Origin of the sequence: Bacillus proteolyticus, from assembly GCF_001884065.1 — a bacterium.
Classification (GTDB): Bacteria; Bacillota; Bacilli; order Bacillales; family Bacillaceae_G; genus Bacillus_A; species Bacillus_A proteolyticus.
Map to the genome: position 1 here is coordinate 1 of NZ_MACH01000128.1, position 16620 is coordinate 16620.

Sequence of the window (16620 nt, forward strand, 5' to 3'; positions counted from 1 at the left end):
CGTTGATATTATTATTAAAATAAGCTCTTCGGAGCTTATTTTTTTTATATAAAAATTGAATATTAATATTCTCTTATTGAGTTTTATCCTCTGTTCATAAAGGGGTACGGCAACGATTCTTTCTTTTTGGAGCCACTTACAAAACTAAAACAAGAAGCTGTATCTAAAAGGTCATTTTTAACGATCTTTTAGATACAGCTTTTATAGGGGTAGTACCATTATAACTGACACCACCCGCAAATTAATTAGATATTAGAATGATTAGTTTTGAATTATATAAATTTTCAGATATAATTGTTTTATATTAGATAATAAAGGAGTCCTACAATGCAAAATTTATTAGACCGAGCCAAGACAATATTATCTTCAGATGAAAAAGTTTTAGATGTTTTACATGGTTCTTTAGACATTTTTGAATATCGGCATCCTGTACGTCCTGGAGTACTAGTTGCTACAAATAAAAGATTATTTTTTTACGGGCCTGATTTAGTTGGTGATGCATGGATTAATGAATATTTTTATGAAAACCTATCGAAATTGAAAGAAAAAAAGAATTTATTTGGTGTATCCAGTATACTTTTTTGGAATAAAAATGAAAGAGTGGGCATCAGAAATATCCAAAGCAACAATCTTAGTGAATTTATGCAGATAATTCGAAATAAAACAACCAAAGACTAAACAGATCATATGAGTAAATCATGTCAATAAAAATCCGATTTCTAAAGAATTTAGAAATCGGATTTTTTAGTTCCTCTAAATTGGTTTTATAATAATCATAACTTCTAAAGTTTTGAACATGTTATTGCAATGTGATAAGATCAATACATTGACCTGCATCAAAACTTATGGTCAAAAGTGAACGTAGAAAAGGTGATGTTTTGGTTAAATATGGATATGCTAGGGTGAGTACATTAAACCAGGATTTGGAATCCCAAATTCAAATGTTAGAAAAAGAGGACTGTAAGAAAATTTACTCTGAAAAATTTACGGGTACAAAATTTGATCGGCCTAAATTCCAAGAATTACTTTCTGTACTAGAAAAAGGAGACTCACTTGTTGTAACAAAATTAGATCGTTTTGCACGTTCGACTGAGCATGCAATCCAAACGATAAAAATGTTATTTGATAAAGGGGTCAAAGTTCACATACTCAACATGGGAATAGTGGAAGATACACCAACCGGTAGATTGATGTTTAACATCATGAGTGCATTTGCTGAATTTGAAAGAGATATGATTGTAGAACGAACACAAGAAGGAAAAGCAATTGCTAAGTTGAATCCTAATTTTAAAGAAGGACGACCAAAGAAATATAGTAAAGAGAAATTGGATTACGCTCTTAAATTATTAAAAAGCGAATCTTACAGGAAAGTAGAGCAAATAACAGGGATTAGTGTAAGCACGTTGCAACGGGAAAAAAGAAAACATTTAAATAAAGAGTAAATAGGTAATTTTATTCAAACTTTATTCAAAAGCTATAAATTGAATATCTTGTTAAACAAAAAGAATCATGTTATTGATGTTGGTTAATGTATAGTTTTTATATAACTACTGTCGCTTTTAAATAAAGTCACGATGTTTTGAAAAATGATGCGATGATTATAATAAAGTCGCGAAGGCTTGAAGAAAGTTGCTATAAAATATAAAAAGGAACCTAAATCAAAGCCTGTTTTTATTATAGCTATTGCTGAAATTACAGCTAAAGGATGTTTAATATATGGATTGTTGAGGATTGCCTTTATGTAATACAATTGTAGTAAAGGGAATTACTGTTTTATATGGTTATAGATATGTATCATCACGTTGAAAATATTTTGACCTTTAAACAGAATAAAATAAACAATTTAAGGGGTATGTAAGATGGGGAAATTTGTGAAAGACCAAAAGGTAGTTGCTTATACACTATTAGGATTAGAACCTTGTACAGTTGTAAGAGTTGGTTGGATTTTTATTATGGTAAAGGAAGAAGAAACGGGTCATCTATATTCTGTTAGAAAAAGTAAAATGACACCTATAGAGGAAGAGGAACACTATCTTGTAGAAGAAAGTATTGATGATGATGGGTTATTTGGTATAGGTAGATTGTTTGCTAAAATAGAGGCAGACGACATGGAAGCTGCAAAGAAATCATTTGAAGAGAATGAAGACTTCCCTAAATACGAAGATTTCCATAAACCATCAGAAGGTAAGCTATACGATGGAGAGTACTATGTGACAATCAAAACAGGTAAAGAGTTATTAGACCAATACTTTAATCGAGAAGAGGTAGAGCGTAATGGTACTAATTAAATTAGATGTGATAACGGTTAAAGATCAAATCTTATTTATGTTAGGTATATAGACTAAAAAAATATATATTTGATTATTGGGAGGACAAAATAAGCAAATATAAATTTTCAAACGGTTTGAAAGCAGCATTATCAACAGCTGATCTCGAAGCATTAAATAAAGCATACGGTGCTACTAAAGGGGATATTAATATATTAAGGACGAAATATCCAAATTGTCCAGAATCATTAATCTCTTTACTTGAAAATATGGAGGAATGTGTACAGAGATAATAAAGTTGTTTAATTTACAATAAAGTCGTTTAAAACATAATAAAGTTGTTTAAAAAACACCAGTCATGTTATTCAACAATCGGGCCAGAATGTGGAACATTTGTTATACTGAATTAGAAACATAAAGTTTTCAATTTTCTGTTATTTATTCTGGTAAAATTACAAAAAAGCACAAGAAACCTTAGAAACAGTGGAAAGGTCGAAAGAATCGGTCATTTTGTTGAGTGAAAAAAGTTTGTTCAATTTTGTAAAAGTGGGGGAATGCTTATGTCATCTTATTTCTTTGAAAACGGGTTACATGGGGAAAATGCTCATGTTGACCCCTTGGAGGTGTTTGAGGGTTTACGGTGGGAGATGGCTGGGGAAAAACCCGAAAACTGTCCATATTCAGTGTGGCAGATTCTAAACCATATGATTTTTTGGCAAGACTTCTATCTTGCCTACCTTAAAGGTAGGGTGCCCAATCATCCAGAACATGACGAAGACTCATGGCCCGATGAAACAGCTCCGTCAAATAAAACCGAGTGGAGTGACACTCTTTTTCTATTCAGTAAGGGGCTAAAGGAAGCAGAAAACGAAGCAAGAAAAGATTTAAAGGAACTGAAAGATGCGAGACTGGAAAGGACTCGTGGTGACATTTTAGCCACTCTTATGGCACACAACAGTTATCATACCGGACAGGTAGCACTGATTCGGCAACTAATTGGAGAATGGCCTCCACCTTCTTGGTGATACTTGGTAGCTAACCGGTTACCGTTCTAAGTTTTGAAAGTTCAACAATCGGGCGCTATTGTTGAATAAACCTTAGATTTTCAAACGACTTTATTGTTATATTTTTAAGTACAGTGAAGTATCTTATATCGAAAATTAAACAACTATATTTTAACCCCGTCCTAAATTTAGAACGGGGTTATGCTTGTTTTAGGATTTAAAATTAAATAACTTTATTGTCTTTTTACAGAAAAATTTATAACTGGAACTTATAGTCTATATAAATAACAAATTTAATTAATGGAGGAATGAAAAATGAAGATTGCTGTATCGGAATGGAAAGCAAGTATAAGTATGCAAAATAAAAGCTCTTCATTTGCAAAAGCAAACGAAGAGCAAAGTCATGAGTGACCGTCTAGGAAAGAAATTGGCGGATTTCTTTCCTCTACATTTTAACATAACATATAAAAAGATGTAGATAAGGAGCGTGTAGAATGGAAGAAGGTCGTATTTCCTTTCAGCATAGGTGTAAAGAATTTCTTGTTATGATCGTCAGTTTCTGGATCATTATGTTTCTCGTGTATGGTGAAAGCCTGTTACAATAGAACTAAGTCGAATATGAAATACCCTTAGGCAGCTCTCATAGGTGTAAGATTTATGGGGGCTTTTTCATTACAGTACATAATAATTTCACGTACCGTAATGTTTAATAAAAACCAAATTACAAAATCAATAGTCTACATTTTTCTTTCCTCAACAACATCATAAAAGGGACCGCCACATGCCCATCAAGCTAACAAATAAAAATACCCTAATATGAATCATTAAGTATTTATAGCATTAACAATCTCGATATACATTACATTGCAGTCCATCTAATTCATTCTCTTTACCCTTTTCTAATTCTTGATCAATCACCTTTGTCAATCTTTCTTTGCTAGCAAATCCCTGAATGACTTCGTCACCAATAATGACAGTTGGAACAGCCATAATTTGCGCTTCTTGATGGGCATGTCTTAGAGCCACTTGATGCATTTCTCGGTATTTTCTTAATACTAATGCTTCTTTAAATGCACCCTGAGAAAGTCCCACTTCCTCCGCCAATTTTATTAACACTTCGATGGCTTCAATATTTTGTTCCTCTTGGAAATGTGCAATAAACACTCTATGGTGAAACTCATTTCCTTTTCCATGTTCCTTTGCAAATTGGTAACCTTCAAACGCAAGGTGCGAATACGAACGAAAATGTGGTAACTTTATTTCTAATCCTAATTTTTCAGCAGTAGGATAAATAAATGAATTCCAAGCTGCCATAACACGAGGTTGTGTCCGTGGATCAATTTTCGGAGATGGACTAGGACGCACTTCAAATGGCATCCATTCTACTTCTACATCTTTTTCCTTTACAACCTCCTCCAAAGGACCTGTTGCTAAAAAACAAAATGCGCATAAAAAATCAGAATAAACTTTAATTTTTACAGTCATGTATATGTTCCCTCACTTTTCCTTTTATCGCCCTATTTATAACTGCATAAGTTACAAATAGGGCGATAAAATATACATTTGAATTGTACTGACATACTTACTGCGAAGAATTTACTTTATCTTGGTTCGATGCCAATGTGGCACCGCACTGAATTTACAATATTTTTTTAAAACTGTACTCCATTTCTCCAGCTAGTGCTTCAGGAGTATCACCAGTTTCTCTGAAATCATGTGTATAAATTTGTTCAAATGGACCAAAATTTACTTGCTTATAAAATTCAAAACAAGGGAAGCCATCAAGTGCACCTTGAATATCTACAATACCATCTTTTTGAACACGTACAGTTAATAGATAGTCAACAGGAGGTGCGTATACATTTAATGGTTGGTTAGCACTAGCACTCATTTGAAACCTAACATCATTAGAACCCCATACAATATCAGTACACAAAATGCCTTCTGTACTCGCTTTTCCCGTTCTTTTATGAATGGAACCATCTGGATTTGTGACTTTTTCTGTTGTTATGCCAGTATTCGCATATGAGAAAATTTCTTTTTTGTAAAAATCTACAACTACTTCTTGTTCCACTCTAGAACGCATAGTGTTTACAGCATAAGGCGTAAATTCACGTGAATCGCCTTCGAATTCGATTATATTGCCCGTTTGACTATCCTTCATAGGTTCAGTCCAAGACATTGGAATAAATACACTCGCTCTAATTTTAATAATGTTAGTCATATAGAACCTCCATGGTATATTGATTTTTTAATGAATCATACTTCTTTTATAACAAAAACAATATAGTAAACTTGATTGACTATATTGCGTATAGTACAATGGGATTCAAATAAAGTCAATTTATTTGACTTTATTTAAGGAGGTTTTATGTATGAATAATCATCAAGTATTTGGTGAATTGGATCTTACATCACTTTTGTCATTCTCATTTAGTACATCGATTAATGAACTACATGACAAATTGAGTGAATTGGGATTTGGAGATATTAGACCTGTACATGGTTTTATGTTTAAACGTATCATCCCTGATGGAGCAACAGGTATAGAACTAGCCGAATATTTAGGAATTACAAAGCAAGCTGTGAGTAAAATGGTGGATTTTCTTGAGAAAAGTGGTTATGTAATGCGCCAAACTCATCCCACTGATAAGAGAGGGAAAATTATTGTTTTGACTGAACGAGGCTGGTTAGTAATGAAAGCAAAAGACAAGATACTAACTGAGATTGAGGGGCGCTGGATTGAAAACATAGGTGCTGAACGAATGCAAATGCTCAAAGAAGATTTAACAAAATTAGTTTATGAAGCAAATGAAGGTAAATTGTCATCGAGGTTAAGACCTGTCTGGTAAATATAGAGTTTATGAATGAGCCAACTTAAAGAACGGATGATCCCCCATAACGAAATTTTTTCTCGCTATATTTATTTATGATAATTAAGCTCACTTTTTTTGTTTTGGGGTAGTTTATTTTTGTTAGGTTGATGGGCATGGGGTATCGCCAGCATTTTGGAAAAAAACCACGCTAAGAGCATGAAAGATTTTATGCAAAAAAGCGGGAGACATAGGGAACAATGGGGAGACCAAAAGGCGCGCCAAAATAGGAATGTATAAAAAATCAATAGATTCATTGAAAAGACAAAGGCGTATCCTTGTGAGAGTAAGGGGACGCCTTTGTCCTTGCTACCGATAATAGGACGTTATGTTAACTTTACATGAATATCCTATTCATCCAAATTTGTACAAATCTTTTCTGTTGACTGGTACAATGGAGAAAAGAGGTGAATAAGTTATGGCAAAGAAAACAAATTGGCTCTACATTGTCGGTTTAACATGGCTGGCAACCATTATATTACTTTCGACAGACCTTATTGATCTGATTCCAAATCAGGTGGTTTCTCTAAGTGTTTCTGTTGTTATAGGTATCATTGCACTAGGAGCTAATCTGACAGGACTTTACTTACTTAAAAAGAAAAAATATTGAGAGCGAATCGTGCTTCTCTCCAAATAAGGAGAGGTTTGAAATAACTTCCAATAACGAGAATTATGTAAATGAGCTGTCCATATGAGCAGCTTATTGTATTTTTTGCTTAGCGTGTTTTTCTTCAAAAATGCTGGCGGTACCCAAACATTACTTAACATAGTAAAATAATATTCGGATGGGAGTCCAATACATATTATTAAAATTAAGATTGTTCAAGTCGCAGGAAGACACCTTAGGGTGTCTTTTTTTATTATAAATTTTTAGGGGTATGGAAATATAGCTATCAGGTCAACTAAACTAGTATCTTAGGGTCATTAACTTAAACACAAAATAACCTCATGTCTATTTTGTGGATTAAGTTCATTCCCCTTGGATAAAGGACAGTAAAACCCCCTGAGTAATTAATTTTGTTGATTTTTATTACAATTTTGTAAGGTTAAGTAATAAAAATCGATAGAACTGGATATTCGAATGAGATACTCTGAATGACGGAGAGAATATTCTGAAAAAAGGGGAGTGGAGTAAATGAAGAATAGGCAAAAAGCATCGATAATTTTCAAAAGTATTTTATGTTTAATCATTTTCATATTAATTACGAATGAAGCGTGGTTTACGAAAGTGGTGAGGGCAGAATCGGGTGCGTTGACTAATAGGAGTGTAGAGAACTTCAAGAAAAAGATGGATGAACAGGTACCAAAATGGCAGGAAAATTATAATGTACCAGGTGTTGCAATAGGTATTGTACATGAGGGTCGTATTGCTTATACACTTAACTACGGTTATGTAGATAAAAAGAAAAAAAAAGCGGTGAGTGATGATACTTTGTTTCAGGCTGGTTCCATATCTAAAAGCCTTACAGCGTGGGGAATCCTACATCTTGCAGACGAAGGTCGTTTATCACTCGATGATCCCGTTGGGAAATTTTTAACCAAATGGAAATTACCTAATTCAGAGTTCAATAATAATGAAATCACGATAAGAAGATTATTAAGCCACACAGCAGGGCTATCTGCACATAAAGGATATCTTGGGGTTGCACCCGGGAAACATCTTGATTCTATCGAGGAGTCTTTGTCTGGAAAAGGATGGTTTAATGAGCCAGTGGAGGTTACCAAAAAACCCGGTTCAGAAACACTTTACTCTGGTGGTGGATATACAATTTTGCAACTTGTTATCGAAGAGGTTACCGGAATGCCCTTTGATCGTTATATGGAGGAACAAATTATGAAACCTTTAGGAATGAAATCTAGTTCATTCCTACAACGTCCTGAAAATCCTAATCTTTCGAAAGCCTATGGATATTTTGGAGAGGAACTCCCTAGTTACCAATTTACCGAACAGGCTGCTGCAGGTCTCAAGACAAATGTTGCCGATATGATGACATTGATACTTGCAAGCATGGATGCGAATAATTATAAAAATAAAGGTTATGGTGTCATCAAAAGTGAACGTGTCGAGGAAATGCAAAAGCCGGTATTAGGGGAGAATGGTTTAGGTGTATTTGAAAAAAAGTTATCTAATCAATGGAAATTAATTTATCATTCCGGTGACAATCGAGGTTGGCATTCTTTTTATGGTTTGATTCCTAATACAAAGGATGGATTGGTAATCCTTACGAATAGTGAAAATGGTATAGACTTAAGACAGGATATTTACCACGCATGGATTGAATATGAAACTGGAAAATTACCTGAAAGTTACTTCTCTCTCGCTGAGCAGAGAAAACACAACTCAATTATATCAATTGTTATTGGAGCCACACTTGGTGTATATTTGCTGCTGTTTGTGATTAGATTGTACAAAGGTAGAGGAACCTTCATTATTAAGCACGAGAAGAAACCTTACATCAGATTAGTTGTTAGGATATTTTTACTTATTATTACTGCTATGCTCGTATTTTGCGCTTCCTATTTGTGGAAGGTTTTAAGTTTAAATTCTGGCAATACAATAAATTTTATTCTAATAATGGCGTGGATTATGGCATTATTAATTAGTGGATTTTTCCCGAAAATTCGAAGTAATAAAAAAACAATAATCAGACAATGATATAATTTAAATTATATATTTAAATACTTAAGGGTTTACAAGGAGTACCGCCCCACATGTCCATCAAGCTAGTAAAAATAAATACCCCAAAAATAGTAAAATTGACATCCCCAGAGTAAAAATGTAAAAAATTATTGTTTTTGGGGCAGCATAAAACCTTAGCTTGATAGCGATGGGGCGGGACACCTTTTACTATGCACTTGTGGCATGAATCGTACCCTTTGTGCAAATACATATAAGACACAGCATTTCAATTAATTTATGATACGATTATAAAAAAGGAGGAAACGATATGCACAATTCACAAGAAGACATGTATGAACAATTGAAAGGTAAAAAAGAGGAAGTCACTTTATTTTTAAAGAGTGGGGTTCCAATACGTGGGCAAATCCTTACAATAGATAAATTTACCATCCTAATGATGGCTCATGGTAAACAACAACTAATTTACAAACAGGCAATCTCTACACTTGCTATGTAATACATACTGGGCTTATGTAAATATTTCTCAATATTATATTATTACTATATAAACTATAATATAAGTAATTCTTTTTATTGTTTATATGTTGTTATTTCCTGTTGCAGAATCCTTATTATATATAAGGATTCCTTTTTTTGTTACAAATCCACAAAAAAAGATAAGATCGGAGAGGATGATCTTATCTTAAGCATAAGGGAAAAACAAGTGACACAAACCATCTTAATTTTTATGATATTATATTTTTTGTTAATTTTCGATATAAAACCCAGATTTAACATCTATATCAATATTGAGAAATTTATTACAAAATTAGCTATAAATGATTCAAAACCCGAAAGTAAACTTTTACCCAAAAGTTTACTTTCATTTTCTTTATTTTATTGAATTCATCGTAATTTAATTGTTTTCAGCAAAACCACTGATTAAAGTATACATTCAAAACATGACAAATAGGGGTACAGCCGAGAAATGTGTATATCTCGGCTGTACCCCAACAACGGATTTATGAAATAGTTCCTGCGAAACGTGGTAATTATCACTTTGCAGAAAGTATTTCACAAATTCTACATGAGGCAAGACGTTGGCCAGAGGTATTTGAACATGTATATGGCAGTATGGAAAAATTCAAAAGTTATTTAAATAAAAAATAATATTAATATTAGCATCCATAACGGATGCTTTTTTCTTTGTTATATGGAAATTACACATTAAACATATATTTATACGCGCTGTTATGACACATTAAGGAATAGTAATAAAAAGATGAGGCCAATGAAACCGTATAAAAACCAAAAGAATCCTAAGATGGGGAATTTTTTATGAAATTTAAGCATGGTAAACCTCCTTGGGTATATAGAGGATTATAATACATCGCTGGTCTATTTAGAATACTAACCATGAATTGGATGGAATTAGGCATGATTAAACCAATGGCAATTATCGTAGGCGCTGCCGTGATCGGTTTAGTGTCTTATTTTATTTTGAAGAGGTGATGGCATGACGTGGTTAAGCTTCTTTATTGGGTACTTCACTGGAACGCTTATTACCTTATTGGTACTCTACTTTGGATATCGGATTAGCGAGGAGAACAAGGTAGATGAAGATTGGCATGAGAAGTCAGTGGAAGATGAAATGGAACAGTTGAAGGCGTTAAGGGATGATAAGGGGTGAGGGGATGGATTGGATAGACTTTATCGGAACTTTAATATGGCTAATTATCCTTCGCATGTATTATCGATATGTTACAAAATAAACGAACAAAAATAGAGATGGTTAACAAATTACAGTTGCACATAACTATATAGACATTTCCGATATGTAAATTACTATAAAATATAATCATAAGTCTTTCAGTAAGAATACTTTCATTTTCTTAATAAAAAGTATAAAAGTTATTAGTTAAAATTTTATATTAATGTTATTTTATAGGAATAATGAGAATTTAATTAAATTAATATTAAGAATATTCAATACAGATATTATCAATTTACTATATATTCTATCTGTGTAAAATTATTAATGAGCTAAACTTTTCTTTAAATCTTTGCCCCTAACAAAGATTTAAGGGCATTACCATTTTTCTGGTTTAAGATATGTTGAAAAAAAGGATCTGTAATAGATTCTTTTTTTCTTTTGTTATAAATAAAAAGCACTTTTTAATGTTTTAAAAGTGTTTTTAACTTGATGTTGATGTGACGGAATCTCAAGTATGTAGAAATTAAAAAAAGTCCCTTAATAAGGCTAAAGGGACTTCGCTCATACAAATGATCTGCATATCAATTCACTTTTGATATACAGATCATTTGTATGATAATTTTTATAAATAATTGCGGAATAATGAACTTACATTACTGCTTTTAAAAGTTCTTGTACAAATGGAATGATTCCACCTACAAATTTTAAAACTGCCATTGCGATTGCCATAGTATTTCCTCCTCTTTTTTCGTATTAAGATATGATAATTTTTATAAATAATTGTGTAATAATGAACTTACATTACTGCTTTTAAAAGTTCTTGTACAAATGGAATGATTCCACCTACAAATTTTAAAACTGCCATTGCGATTGCCATATGATTTCCTCCTCTTTTTCGTATTAAGGTATGATAATTTTATAAATAATTGTGGAATAATGAATTTACATTACTGCTTTTAAAAGTTCTGTTACTAATGGAAGTACTCCACCTAAGAATGATAAAACTGCCATTGCGATTGTCATATTATTTCCTCCTCTGTTGTTGATGCTAAGATGTGATTTACCTTTATGCTTTTATTATAGTAAGCGCTTACATTATTATCAATACATTCTTATATGCAATATTACATATTTATACGTTTAGACAAAAATTAGACCTCTATTAGTCATTCCTTAATGGTATCATAGCGAGGTGAGAGTCTTTAAGGGTTCTCCTTAATAGGAGGAAACGGATATGGAAAGAGTGCAAGTGATTGATAGTAATCTGAAACTCAAGAGCTGGGTTAAACAGGTATTAGCTGTAGGCGGAATGTTAGGTTTCTTCTATTTGATGTTATATGTTTGTGGTTTCTTAATTGTTATGTAAATATATACAGCTATACTAGTGGAGTCTTTCCTACAGAGGTAAGGCTCTTTTGTTGTATCTGAGGTGAATTTTTTTGGAGGTACTCCAAAATATTGGGTTGATGGGCATGGGGTTCCGCCACCAAGCGTTTGGAATTATAGCATATCGCTAGAAATCTACTATCATTTTTTTCTTCTCCTTGTATTTGCACCAGAACCCTTTTTTGTGTTATTTACAAAGTAATCTAAAAAACATATAATTTTATAACAATAATGTATAGTTGGTTTACATTAATAAGGCGTGGAATGAGTCCCACGTCTTTTTGTATTTATCAAATACTAGGAGGAAAGTGGATACGTATGCAAAAATTTCAAACTAATAAAGCTGTAGGATATTTTATGATATTATTTCTCGCTTTATTTTTAATTCTACTACTTCGCTTCTTTTATATTCAAGCGGTAGGGGTAATACAGGGTGCAGATTTAAATGAGTTAGCCAATCAACAACATAATCAAAAAGGTATTTTGGTAGCAAATCGTGGAATAATTTACGATCAAAATGGAGAAGTATTAGTTCAAGATGCAGCTTCATATCGTATAGTTGTAAATTTAAAAGGGGAAAACAAACTTAATAACAAAGAAGAAACTGCTCAAAGATTATCAGATGCACTTATAGTCAATAAAGATGACATCTTGAAATATTTCCGTGATGATCGGACACAAGTTGAAATTGGAAAAATCGGAAGAAATCTATCGAAAGAAACAAAAGAACAAATAAAAAATTTAAAGATACCAGGAGTATCTTTTATTACTGAAAAAACACGAGTATATCCCAATGAAGATTTCGCTTCTTATGTCCTAGGGTTTGCAAAACCAGATGATAAAGGTGATGTAGAAGGGAAATTTGGTCTGGAAAAAAGTCTGGACAAATACTTACATGCTTCAAACGGAAGTATTTCCTATACGGGGAGTAAGAAAGGCATCTCTATTGTGGATGAGGCAAAGAAGATAAACCCTCCTAAAAATGGAAATAATGTATATTTAACGTTGGATAAACAAATTCAGAGTTTTTTAGAAGAAGCTATGGAAACAGCCGCACAACATTATAAACCTTCTATGCTAGTGGGCGTTATCGCAGATCCAAAAACAGGGAAAATCTTGGCCATGTCTAGTAAACCTAGCTATAACCCTAACAAAGGAAACATTGAATATTATTTAAATGATCCTATTGCAAATGCATTTGAACCTGGATCTACAATGAAAATTTTCACATTAGCCTCAGCAATAAATGAGGGCGTTTATAATGGCCAGGAGCACTACCAATCTGGAAAATATGCAGTGGGTTCAACAGAGATTAAAGATCATAATAGTGGTTATGGATGGGGATCTATTACTTTTGATGAAGGTGTTGAACGTTCTTCTAACGTAGCTTTTGCTATATTAGAGGATCAAATACTGAAGCCAAGTAACTTTAAGAAATATATTAATAAATTTGGTTTTGATCAAAAAACTGGCATCGATTTGCCTGGTGAAAGTAAAAATCAAATAGTATTGGATACAAAAATCCAACAAGTAACAACGGCTTTTGGACAAGGTTCCACTGTTACCCCTATTCAATTAATTCAGGCTTCTACTGCAATAGCTAACAATGGAAAAATGATGAAGCCCTATATAATTGATCGGATTGTAGATCCAATAAATGATGAAACTGTTGTAAAAAATGAACCTAAAGAAATAGGAACTCCCGTTACAAAAGAAACAGCAGCTAAAGTACGAGAATTATTAGAACGTGTGGTAACCTCTCCAAAAGGAACTGGAACAATGTACAAAATTGATGAATATCCTATTGGTGGTAAAACTGGTACGGCGCAAATTCCCAATCCAGAGAACGGACTTTATATGGAAGGTAAAGAGAATTATATATTTTCATTCCTTGGAATGGCACCTGTCGATAATCCGCAGTTAGTTGTATATTTAGCGGTTAAACAACCTAAATTGAAAGAGAATGAGTACGGTGCTCAACCTCTAGCTGAAATTTTTAAACCTGTTGTAAAAAATAGTTTAGGATATTTAAAAGTTAAACCTTCTACAGAAAAAGAGGTAAAGGGATTAGCGAAGCAGTCTGAAATCAAGATAGCAAATCTTATTGGCCAGCCAATGGATTCAGCTGAAAGGACCATAGAAAAGGAAAAACTTCACCCAATAGTACTAGGTGAAGGGAATGTAATCAAACAATATCCTAATCAGGGTGATGTAGTAAATGATGCGAGTGGAAGTCGTATATTTTTAGTAGGAAACAATATCAAAATGCCTAATATAATAGGATGGTCAATGCGAGATGTTATGTATTTATCTAAAGTATTACAGCTGAATTTAAAAACTAAAGGTTCGGGGTATGTAATTAACCAAAGTATAGAACAGGGACAAGATTTAAAAGAAGGAGCAACAATTGAAGTGACGCTTGAACCACCATTAGAACCGTTAATAGAAGCTGAAACACCACCTACGGATAAAAAGAAAAATTAGAGCATATTTTCGTTAAAATGTGGGCGATACGCCATGCCTATCAACTTAAGAAAAGTAACCCCCCAAAAAAACCTTAGCTTGATGGCGATGTGGCGGTACCCCTGGTATAAAAAAATAAGAAGACCTATCTAAATTTATAGATAGGTCTTCTTATTTGATAAGATCTCGTTGAGCGCCCCTATAGGGGTCACCATATCAAAAAAAGAAAATTGTACGTTTAGAGCGGGAAATCCAACCCTTATATTAAAAATCCATTTGCTGATACTCATTTGAAAATAAGTAAAATGCGTCACCGTTTATAAAGGTATATCTTTACAAACAGGTGTTTACTTTCTCTATTGTTGATGAGAATCTTCTTTTTTTGATGCGGTGATCCCATTTTGAACGTAAGGAATTTGTAAGGAATAGGTAAGCAAAAAGAGATTTTCATTGTGTATGATCAAGATATAAAGAAGCATGAAAGGCGGAACAGATATGACTTATATATGAAAAACAAACCAGCAACAAGAGTGTTTCAGAAAAAAAGTAATTTCTGGGGTTAACATACCTGTGGAAAAAGAGGGATTTACCGTTTGTTAGGACAGAATGGCGTTTGTAAAAATAATCATTACGAAGATGATTACGAATTCAATGTTGACCCTTTGTCATTAGTGGAGATGATAGCTGTGTGGTTAGTATGAAACAGCAAGCGACCACCTATACAATATGAATAGAGGAGAGGAATGCTTATGAAAATACGTAGTCAAATTACATTTGCAAGTCTGGCCCTTTTAATAACTGGAAGTTCCCTGTTATACACAACGCCAACCTCAATTGTAAAAGCAGAGCTCACTCAAAATGTATCTAGTTCGTTACAAACAAGCACTCAACGAGATCGTAATTCCGTCAAGCAAGCAATGCGGGATACATTGCAACTTGGATATCCAGGGATACTTGCTAAAACTTCTGAGGGTGGAAAAACGTGGAGTTATGCAGCTGGGGTAGCGGATCTGAGCACCAAGAAACCAATGAAAACGGATTTTCGTTTTCGAATTGGCAGCGTGACGAAGACGTTCACCGCAACGGTTGTACTTCAATTAGCCGGAGAGAACCGCTTGAATCTAGATGATTCTATTGAAAAATGGTTGCCTGGTGTCATTCAAGGAAATGGATATGATGATAAACAGATTACTATCCGGCAATTATTGAACCACACAAGTGGTATCGCTGAATACACAAGGTCAAAGGATTTTAATATGATGGATACAAAAAAAACTTATACTGTTGAAGAATTAGTAAAGATGGGAATTTCGATGCCCCCAGATTTTGCTCCAGGAAAGAGCTGGTCTTATTCAAATACAGGATACGTATTACTAGGGATCCTTATTGAAAAAGTAACAGGGAACAGCTATGCGGAAGAGATTGAAAATCGGATTATTGAACCGCTTGAATTGTCGAATACATTCTTACCTGGCAATTCAAGCGTAATTCCAGGAACTAAGCATGCCCGTGGATATATCCAACTAGACGGAGCAAGTGAGCCAAAAGATGTTACTTATTATAACCCAAGTATGGGAAGCTCGGCTGGAGATATGATTTCTACTGCTGATGATTTAAACAAATTCTTCTCTTACTTACTTGGGGGTAAATTACTGAAAGAACAGCAACTAAAACAAATGCTTACTACTGTTCCTACAGGAGGAGCAAAAATCGATGGGTATGGTCTTGGAATCTATGAAACTAAACTTCCAAACGGTGTCTCGATATGGGGACACACAGGTGGCATTCCAGGGTTTTGTACTTTTGCTGGAGGTACACTTGGAGGCAAGCATACGTTAGCCGTCAATTTGAACAGCATGGGTAAAGCTAACAGTCCTGACCCTTTTAAAAATATTTTACTTGCCGAATTTAGCAAGTAGGCAAAAAGGAAAAACGGATAAATTTTGTCATAGTTTTTATAGTTAAACATATACCTTTCTAGTTCAAAAACCCCCAACTTACTCTAAAAAACAAATTTGGTTTTTTTGGATTTTTTTTAGCTTGATAGCAATGGGGTAACACCACATTGCCATCAACTTAAGAAAACAGGTTACCCCCAAAACGATAAATAAGCTTTTTTTTCGCAAGAAAGCCCAAAAATTTCGTTCTGGGGGTGTAATAAAACTTTAGCTTGATGGGCATATGGCGATACCCCTTAAATAACTTTATTATCATTTTACATAAAAGAGGACCTGCTATGTATAGCAAATCCTCTCCTAAAATGGCAAAGAGTAACTCTTACCTTACTCTTTGC

The 16620-nt window shown here is 33.6% G+C and carries 14 protein-coding genes and 1 pseudogene; 13 read left to right on the forward strand and 2 right to left on the reverse strand.

Features of this window, described 5'->3' with window-relative positions:
* The first annotated feature begins 327 nt into the window (after window positions 1–327).
* From BAQ49_RS22870 to BAQ49_RS22895, 5 genes and pseudogenes are all read left to right on the forward strand, one after another.
* A complete protein-coding gene (locus tag BAQ49_RS22870) occupies window positions 328–678 on the forward strand; it encodes a PH domain-containing protein (protein WP_071747170.1) in 351 nt (116 codons plus the stop codon).
* Window positions 679–845: 167 nt separating this feature from the next.
* Entirely contained in the window at window positions 846–1442 is a 597-nt protein-coding gene (locus BAQ49_RS22875) for a recombinase family protein (protein WP_208610860.1), read from the forward strand.
* 417 nt (window positions 1443–1859) lie between these two features.
* Window positions 1860–2288 carry a hypothetical protein gene (locus tag BAQ49_RS22885; protein ID WP_071747173.1) on the forward strand — a complete coding sequence of 143 codons (429 nt, stop codon included), beginning with the start codon at window positions 1860–1862 and terminating at the stop codon, window positions 2286–2288.
* An 89-nt stretch (window positions 2289–2377) separates the two neighbouring features.
* Window positions 2378–2542, forward strand: a pseudogene (locus tag BAQ49_RS22890) (SMI1/KNR4 family protein); the annotation flags it as partial.
* A gap of 285 nt (window positions 2543–2827) precedes the next feature.
* Window positions 2828–3292 (forward strand): DinB family protein, encoded by a 465-nt coding sequence (locus tag BAQ49_RS22895; RefSeq protein ID WP_071747174.1) that lies wholly within the window; start codon window positions 2828–2830, stop codon window positions 3290–3292.
* Window positions 3293–4111: 819 nt separating this feature from the next.
* Here the strand turns inward: BAQ49_RS22895 and BAQ49_RS22900 are convergent.
* Window positions 4112–4756 (reverse strand): DsbA family oxidoreductase, encoded by a 645-nt coding sequence (locus BAQ49_RS22900; RefSeq protein ID WP_071747175.1) that lies wholly within the window; start codon window positions 4754–4756, stop codon window positions 4112–4114.
* A 154-nt stretch (window positions 4757–4910) separates the two neighbouring features.
* Complete coding sequence (locus tag BAQ49_RS22905) at window positions 4911–5495, reverse strand: DUF3238 domain-containing protein (protein WP_071747176.1); 585 nt, start codon at window positions 5493–5495, stop codon at window positions 4911–4913.
* Between the two features lie 151 nt (window positions 5496–5646).
* Between BAQ49_RS22905 and BAQ49_RS22910 the strand changes: the two genes are divergently transcribed.
* The 8 genes from BAQ49_RS22910 to BAQ49_RS22955 all read left to right on the forward strand — a co-directional run bounded on the left by BAQ49_RS22910 (window position 5647) and on the right by BAQ49_RS22955 (window position 16246).
* Window positions 5647–6123, forward strand: coding sequence for a MarR family winged helix-turn-helix transcriptional regulator (locus BAQ49_RS22910; RefSeq protein ID WP_071747177.1), 477 nt, complete (start codon window positions 5647–5649; stop codon window positions 6121–6123).
* A gap of 439 nt (window positions 6124–6562) precedes the next feature.
* Window positions 6563–6754, forward strand: a complete 192-nt coding sequence (locus BAQ49_RS22915) for a hypothetical protein (RefSeq protein WP_071743701.1) — start codon at window positions 6563–6565, stop codon at window positions 6752–6754.
* Between the two features lie 525 nt (window positions 6755–7279).
* Window positions 7280–8800 (forward strand): serine hydrolase domain-containing protein, encoded by a 1521-nt coding sequence (locus BAQ49_RS22920; RefSeq protein ID WP_071747178.1) that lies wholly within the window; start codon window positions 7280–7282, stop codon window positions 8798–8800.
* Between the two features lie 292 nt (window positions 8801–9092).
* Window positions 9093–9281 (forward strand): RNA chaperone Hfq, encoded by a 189-nt coding sequence (gene hfq / locus BAQ49_RS22925; RefSeq protein WP_071747179.1) that lies wholly within the window; start codon window positions 9093–9095, stop codon window positions 9279–9281.
* A 999-nt stretch (window positions 9282–10280) separates the two neighbouring features.
* A complete protein-coding gene (locus BAQ49_RS33115; RefSeq protein ID WP_165616076.1) occupies window positions 10281–10454 on the forward strand; it encodes a hypothetical protein in 174 nt (57 codons plus the stop codon).
* Between the two features lie 1258 nt (window positions 10455–11712).
* The gene (locus BAQ49_RS33980; RefSeq protein ID WP_279626820.1) at window positions 11713–11844 is read left to right on the forward strand and encodes a hypothetical protein; all 132 of its coding nucleotides are present in this window, start codon (window positions 11713–11715) and stop codon (window positions 11842–11844) included.
* Window positions 11845–12182: 338 nt separating this feature from the next.
* Window positions 12183–14348 (forward strand): PASTA domain-containing penicillin-binding protein, encoded by a 2166-nt coding sequence (locus tag BAQ49_RS22950; RefSeq protein ID WP_071747181.1) that lies wholly within the window; start codon window positions 12183–12185, stop codon window positions 14346–14348.
* 728 nt (window positions 14349–15076) lie between these two features.
* Window positions 15077–16246 carry a serine hydrolase domain-containing protein gene (locus BAQ49_RS22955; RefSeq protein ID WP_071747182.1) on the forward strand — a complete coding sequence of 390 codons (1170 nt, stop codon included), beginning with the start codon at window positions 15077–15079 and terminating at the stop codon, window positions 16244–16246.
* Window positions 16247–16620 lie beyond the last annotated feature (374 nt).

Bases quoted from the DNA above. Each gene is read 5' to 3' on its own strand.
- BAQ49_RS22920 (WP_071747178.1), top strand. From the start codon at position 7,280: ATGAAGAATAGGCAAAAAGCATCGATAATTTTCAAAAGTATTTTATGT.
- BAQ49_RS22955 (WP_071747182.1), top strand. From the start codon at position 15,077: ATGAAAATACGTAGTCAAATTACATTTGCAAGTCTGGCCCTTTTAATA.
- hfq (WP_071747179.1), top strand. From the start codon at position 9,093: ATGCACAATTCACAAGAAGACATGTATGAACAATTGAAAGGTAAAAAA.
- BAQ49_RS22885 (WP_071747173.1), top strand. From the start codon at position 1,860: ATGGGGAAATTTGTGAAAGACCAAAAGGTAGTTGCTTATACACTATTA.
- BAQ49_RS22950 (WP_071747181.1), top strand. From the start codon at position 12,183: ATGCAAAAATTTCAAACTAATAAAGCTGTAGGATATTTTATGATATTA.
- BAQ49_RS33980 (WP_279626820.1), top strand. From the start codon at position 11,713: ATGGAAAGAGTGCAAGTGATTGATAGTAATCTGAAACTCAAGAGCTGG.
- BAQ49_RS22900 (WP_071747175.1), bottom strand. From the start codon at position 4,756: ATGACTGTAAAAATTAAAGTTTATTCTGATTTTTTATGCGCATTTTGT.
- BAQ49_RS22895 (WP_071747174.1), top strand. From the start codon at position 2,828: ATGTCATCTTATTTCTTTGAAAACGGGTTACATGGGGAAAATGCTCAT.
- BAQ49_RS22870 (WP_071747170.1), top strand. From the start codon at position 328: ATGCAAAATTTATTAGACCGAGCCAAGACAATATTATCTTCAGATGAA.
- BAQ49_RS22915 (WP_071743701.1), top strand. From the start codon at position 6,563: ATGGCAAAGAAAACAAATTGGCTCTACATTGTCGGTTTAACATGGCTG.
- BAQ49_RS22910 (WP_071747177.1), top strand. From the start codon at position 5,647: ATGAATAATCATCAAGTATTTGGTGAATTGGATCTTACATCACTTTTG.
- BAQ49_RS22905 (WP_071747176.1), bottom strand. From the start codon at position 5,495: ATGACTAACATTATTAAAATTAGAGCGAGTGTATTTATTCCAATGTCT.
- BAQ49_RS33115 (WP_165616076.1), top strand. From the start codon at position 10,281: ATGACGTGGTTAAGCTTCTTTATTGGGTACTTCACTGGAACGCTTATT.
- BAQ49_RS22875 (WP_208610860.1), top strand. From the start codon at position 846: ATGGTCAAAAGTGAACGTAGAAAAGGTGATGTTTTGGTTAAATATGGA.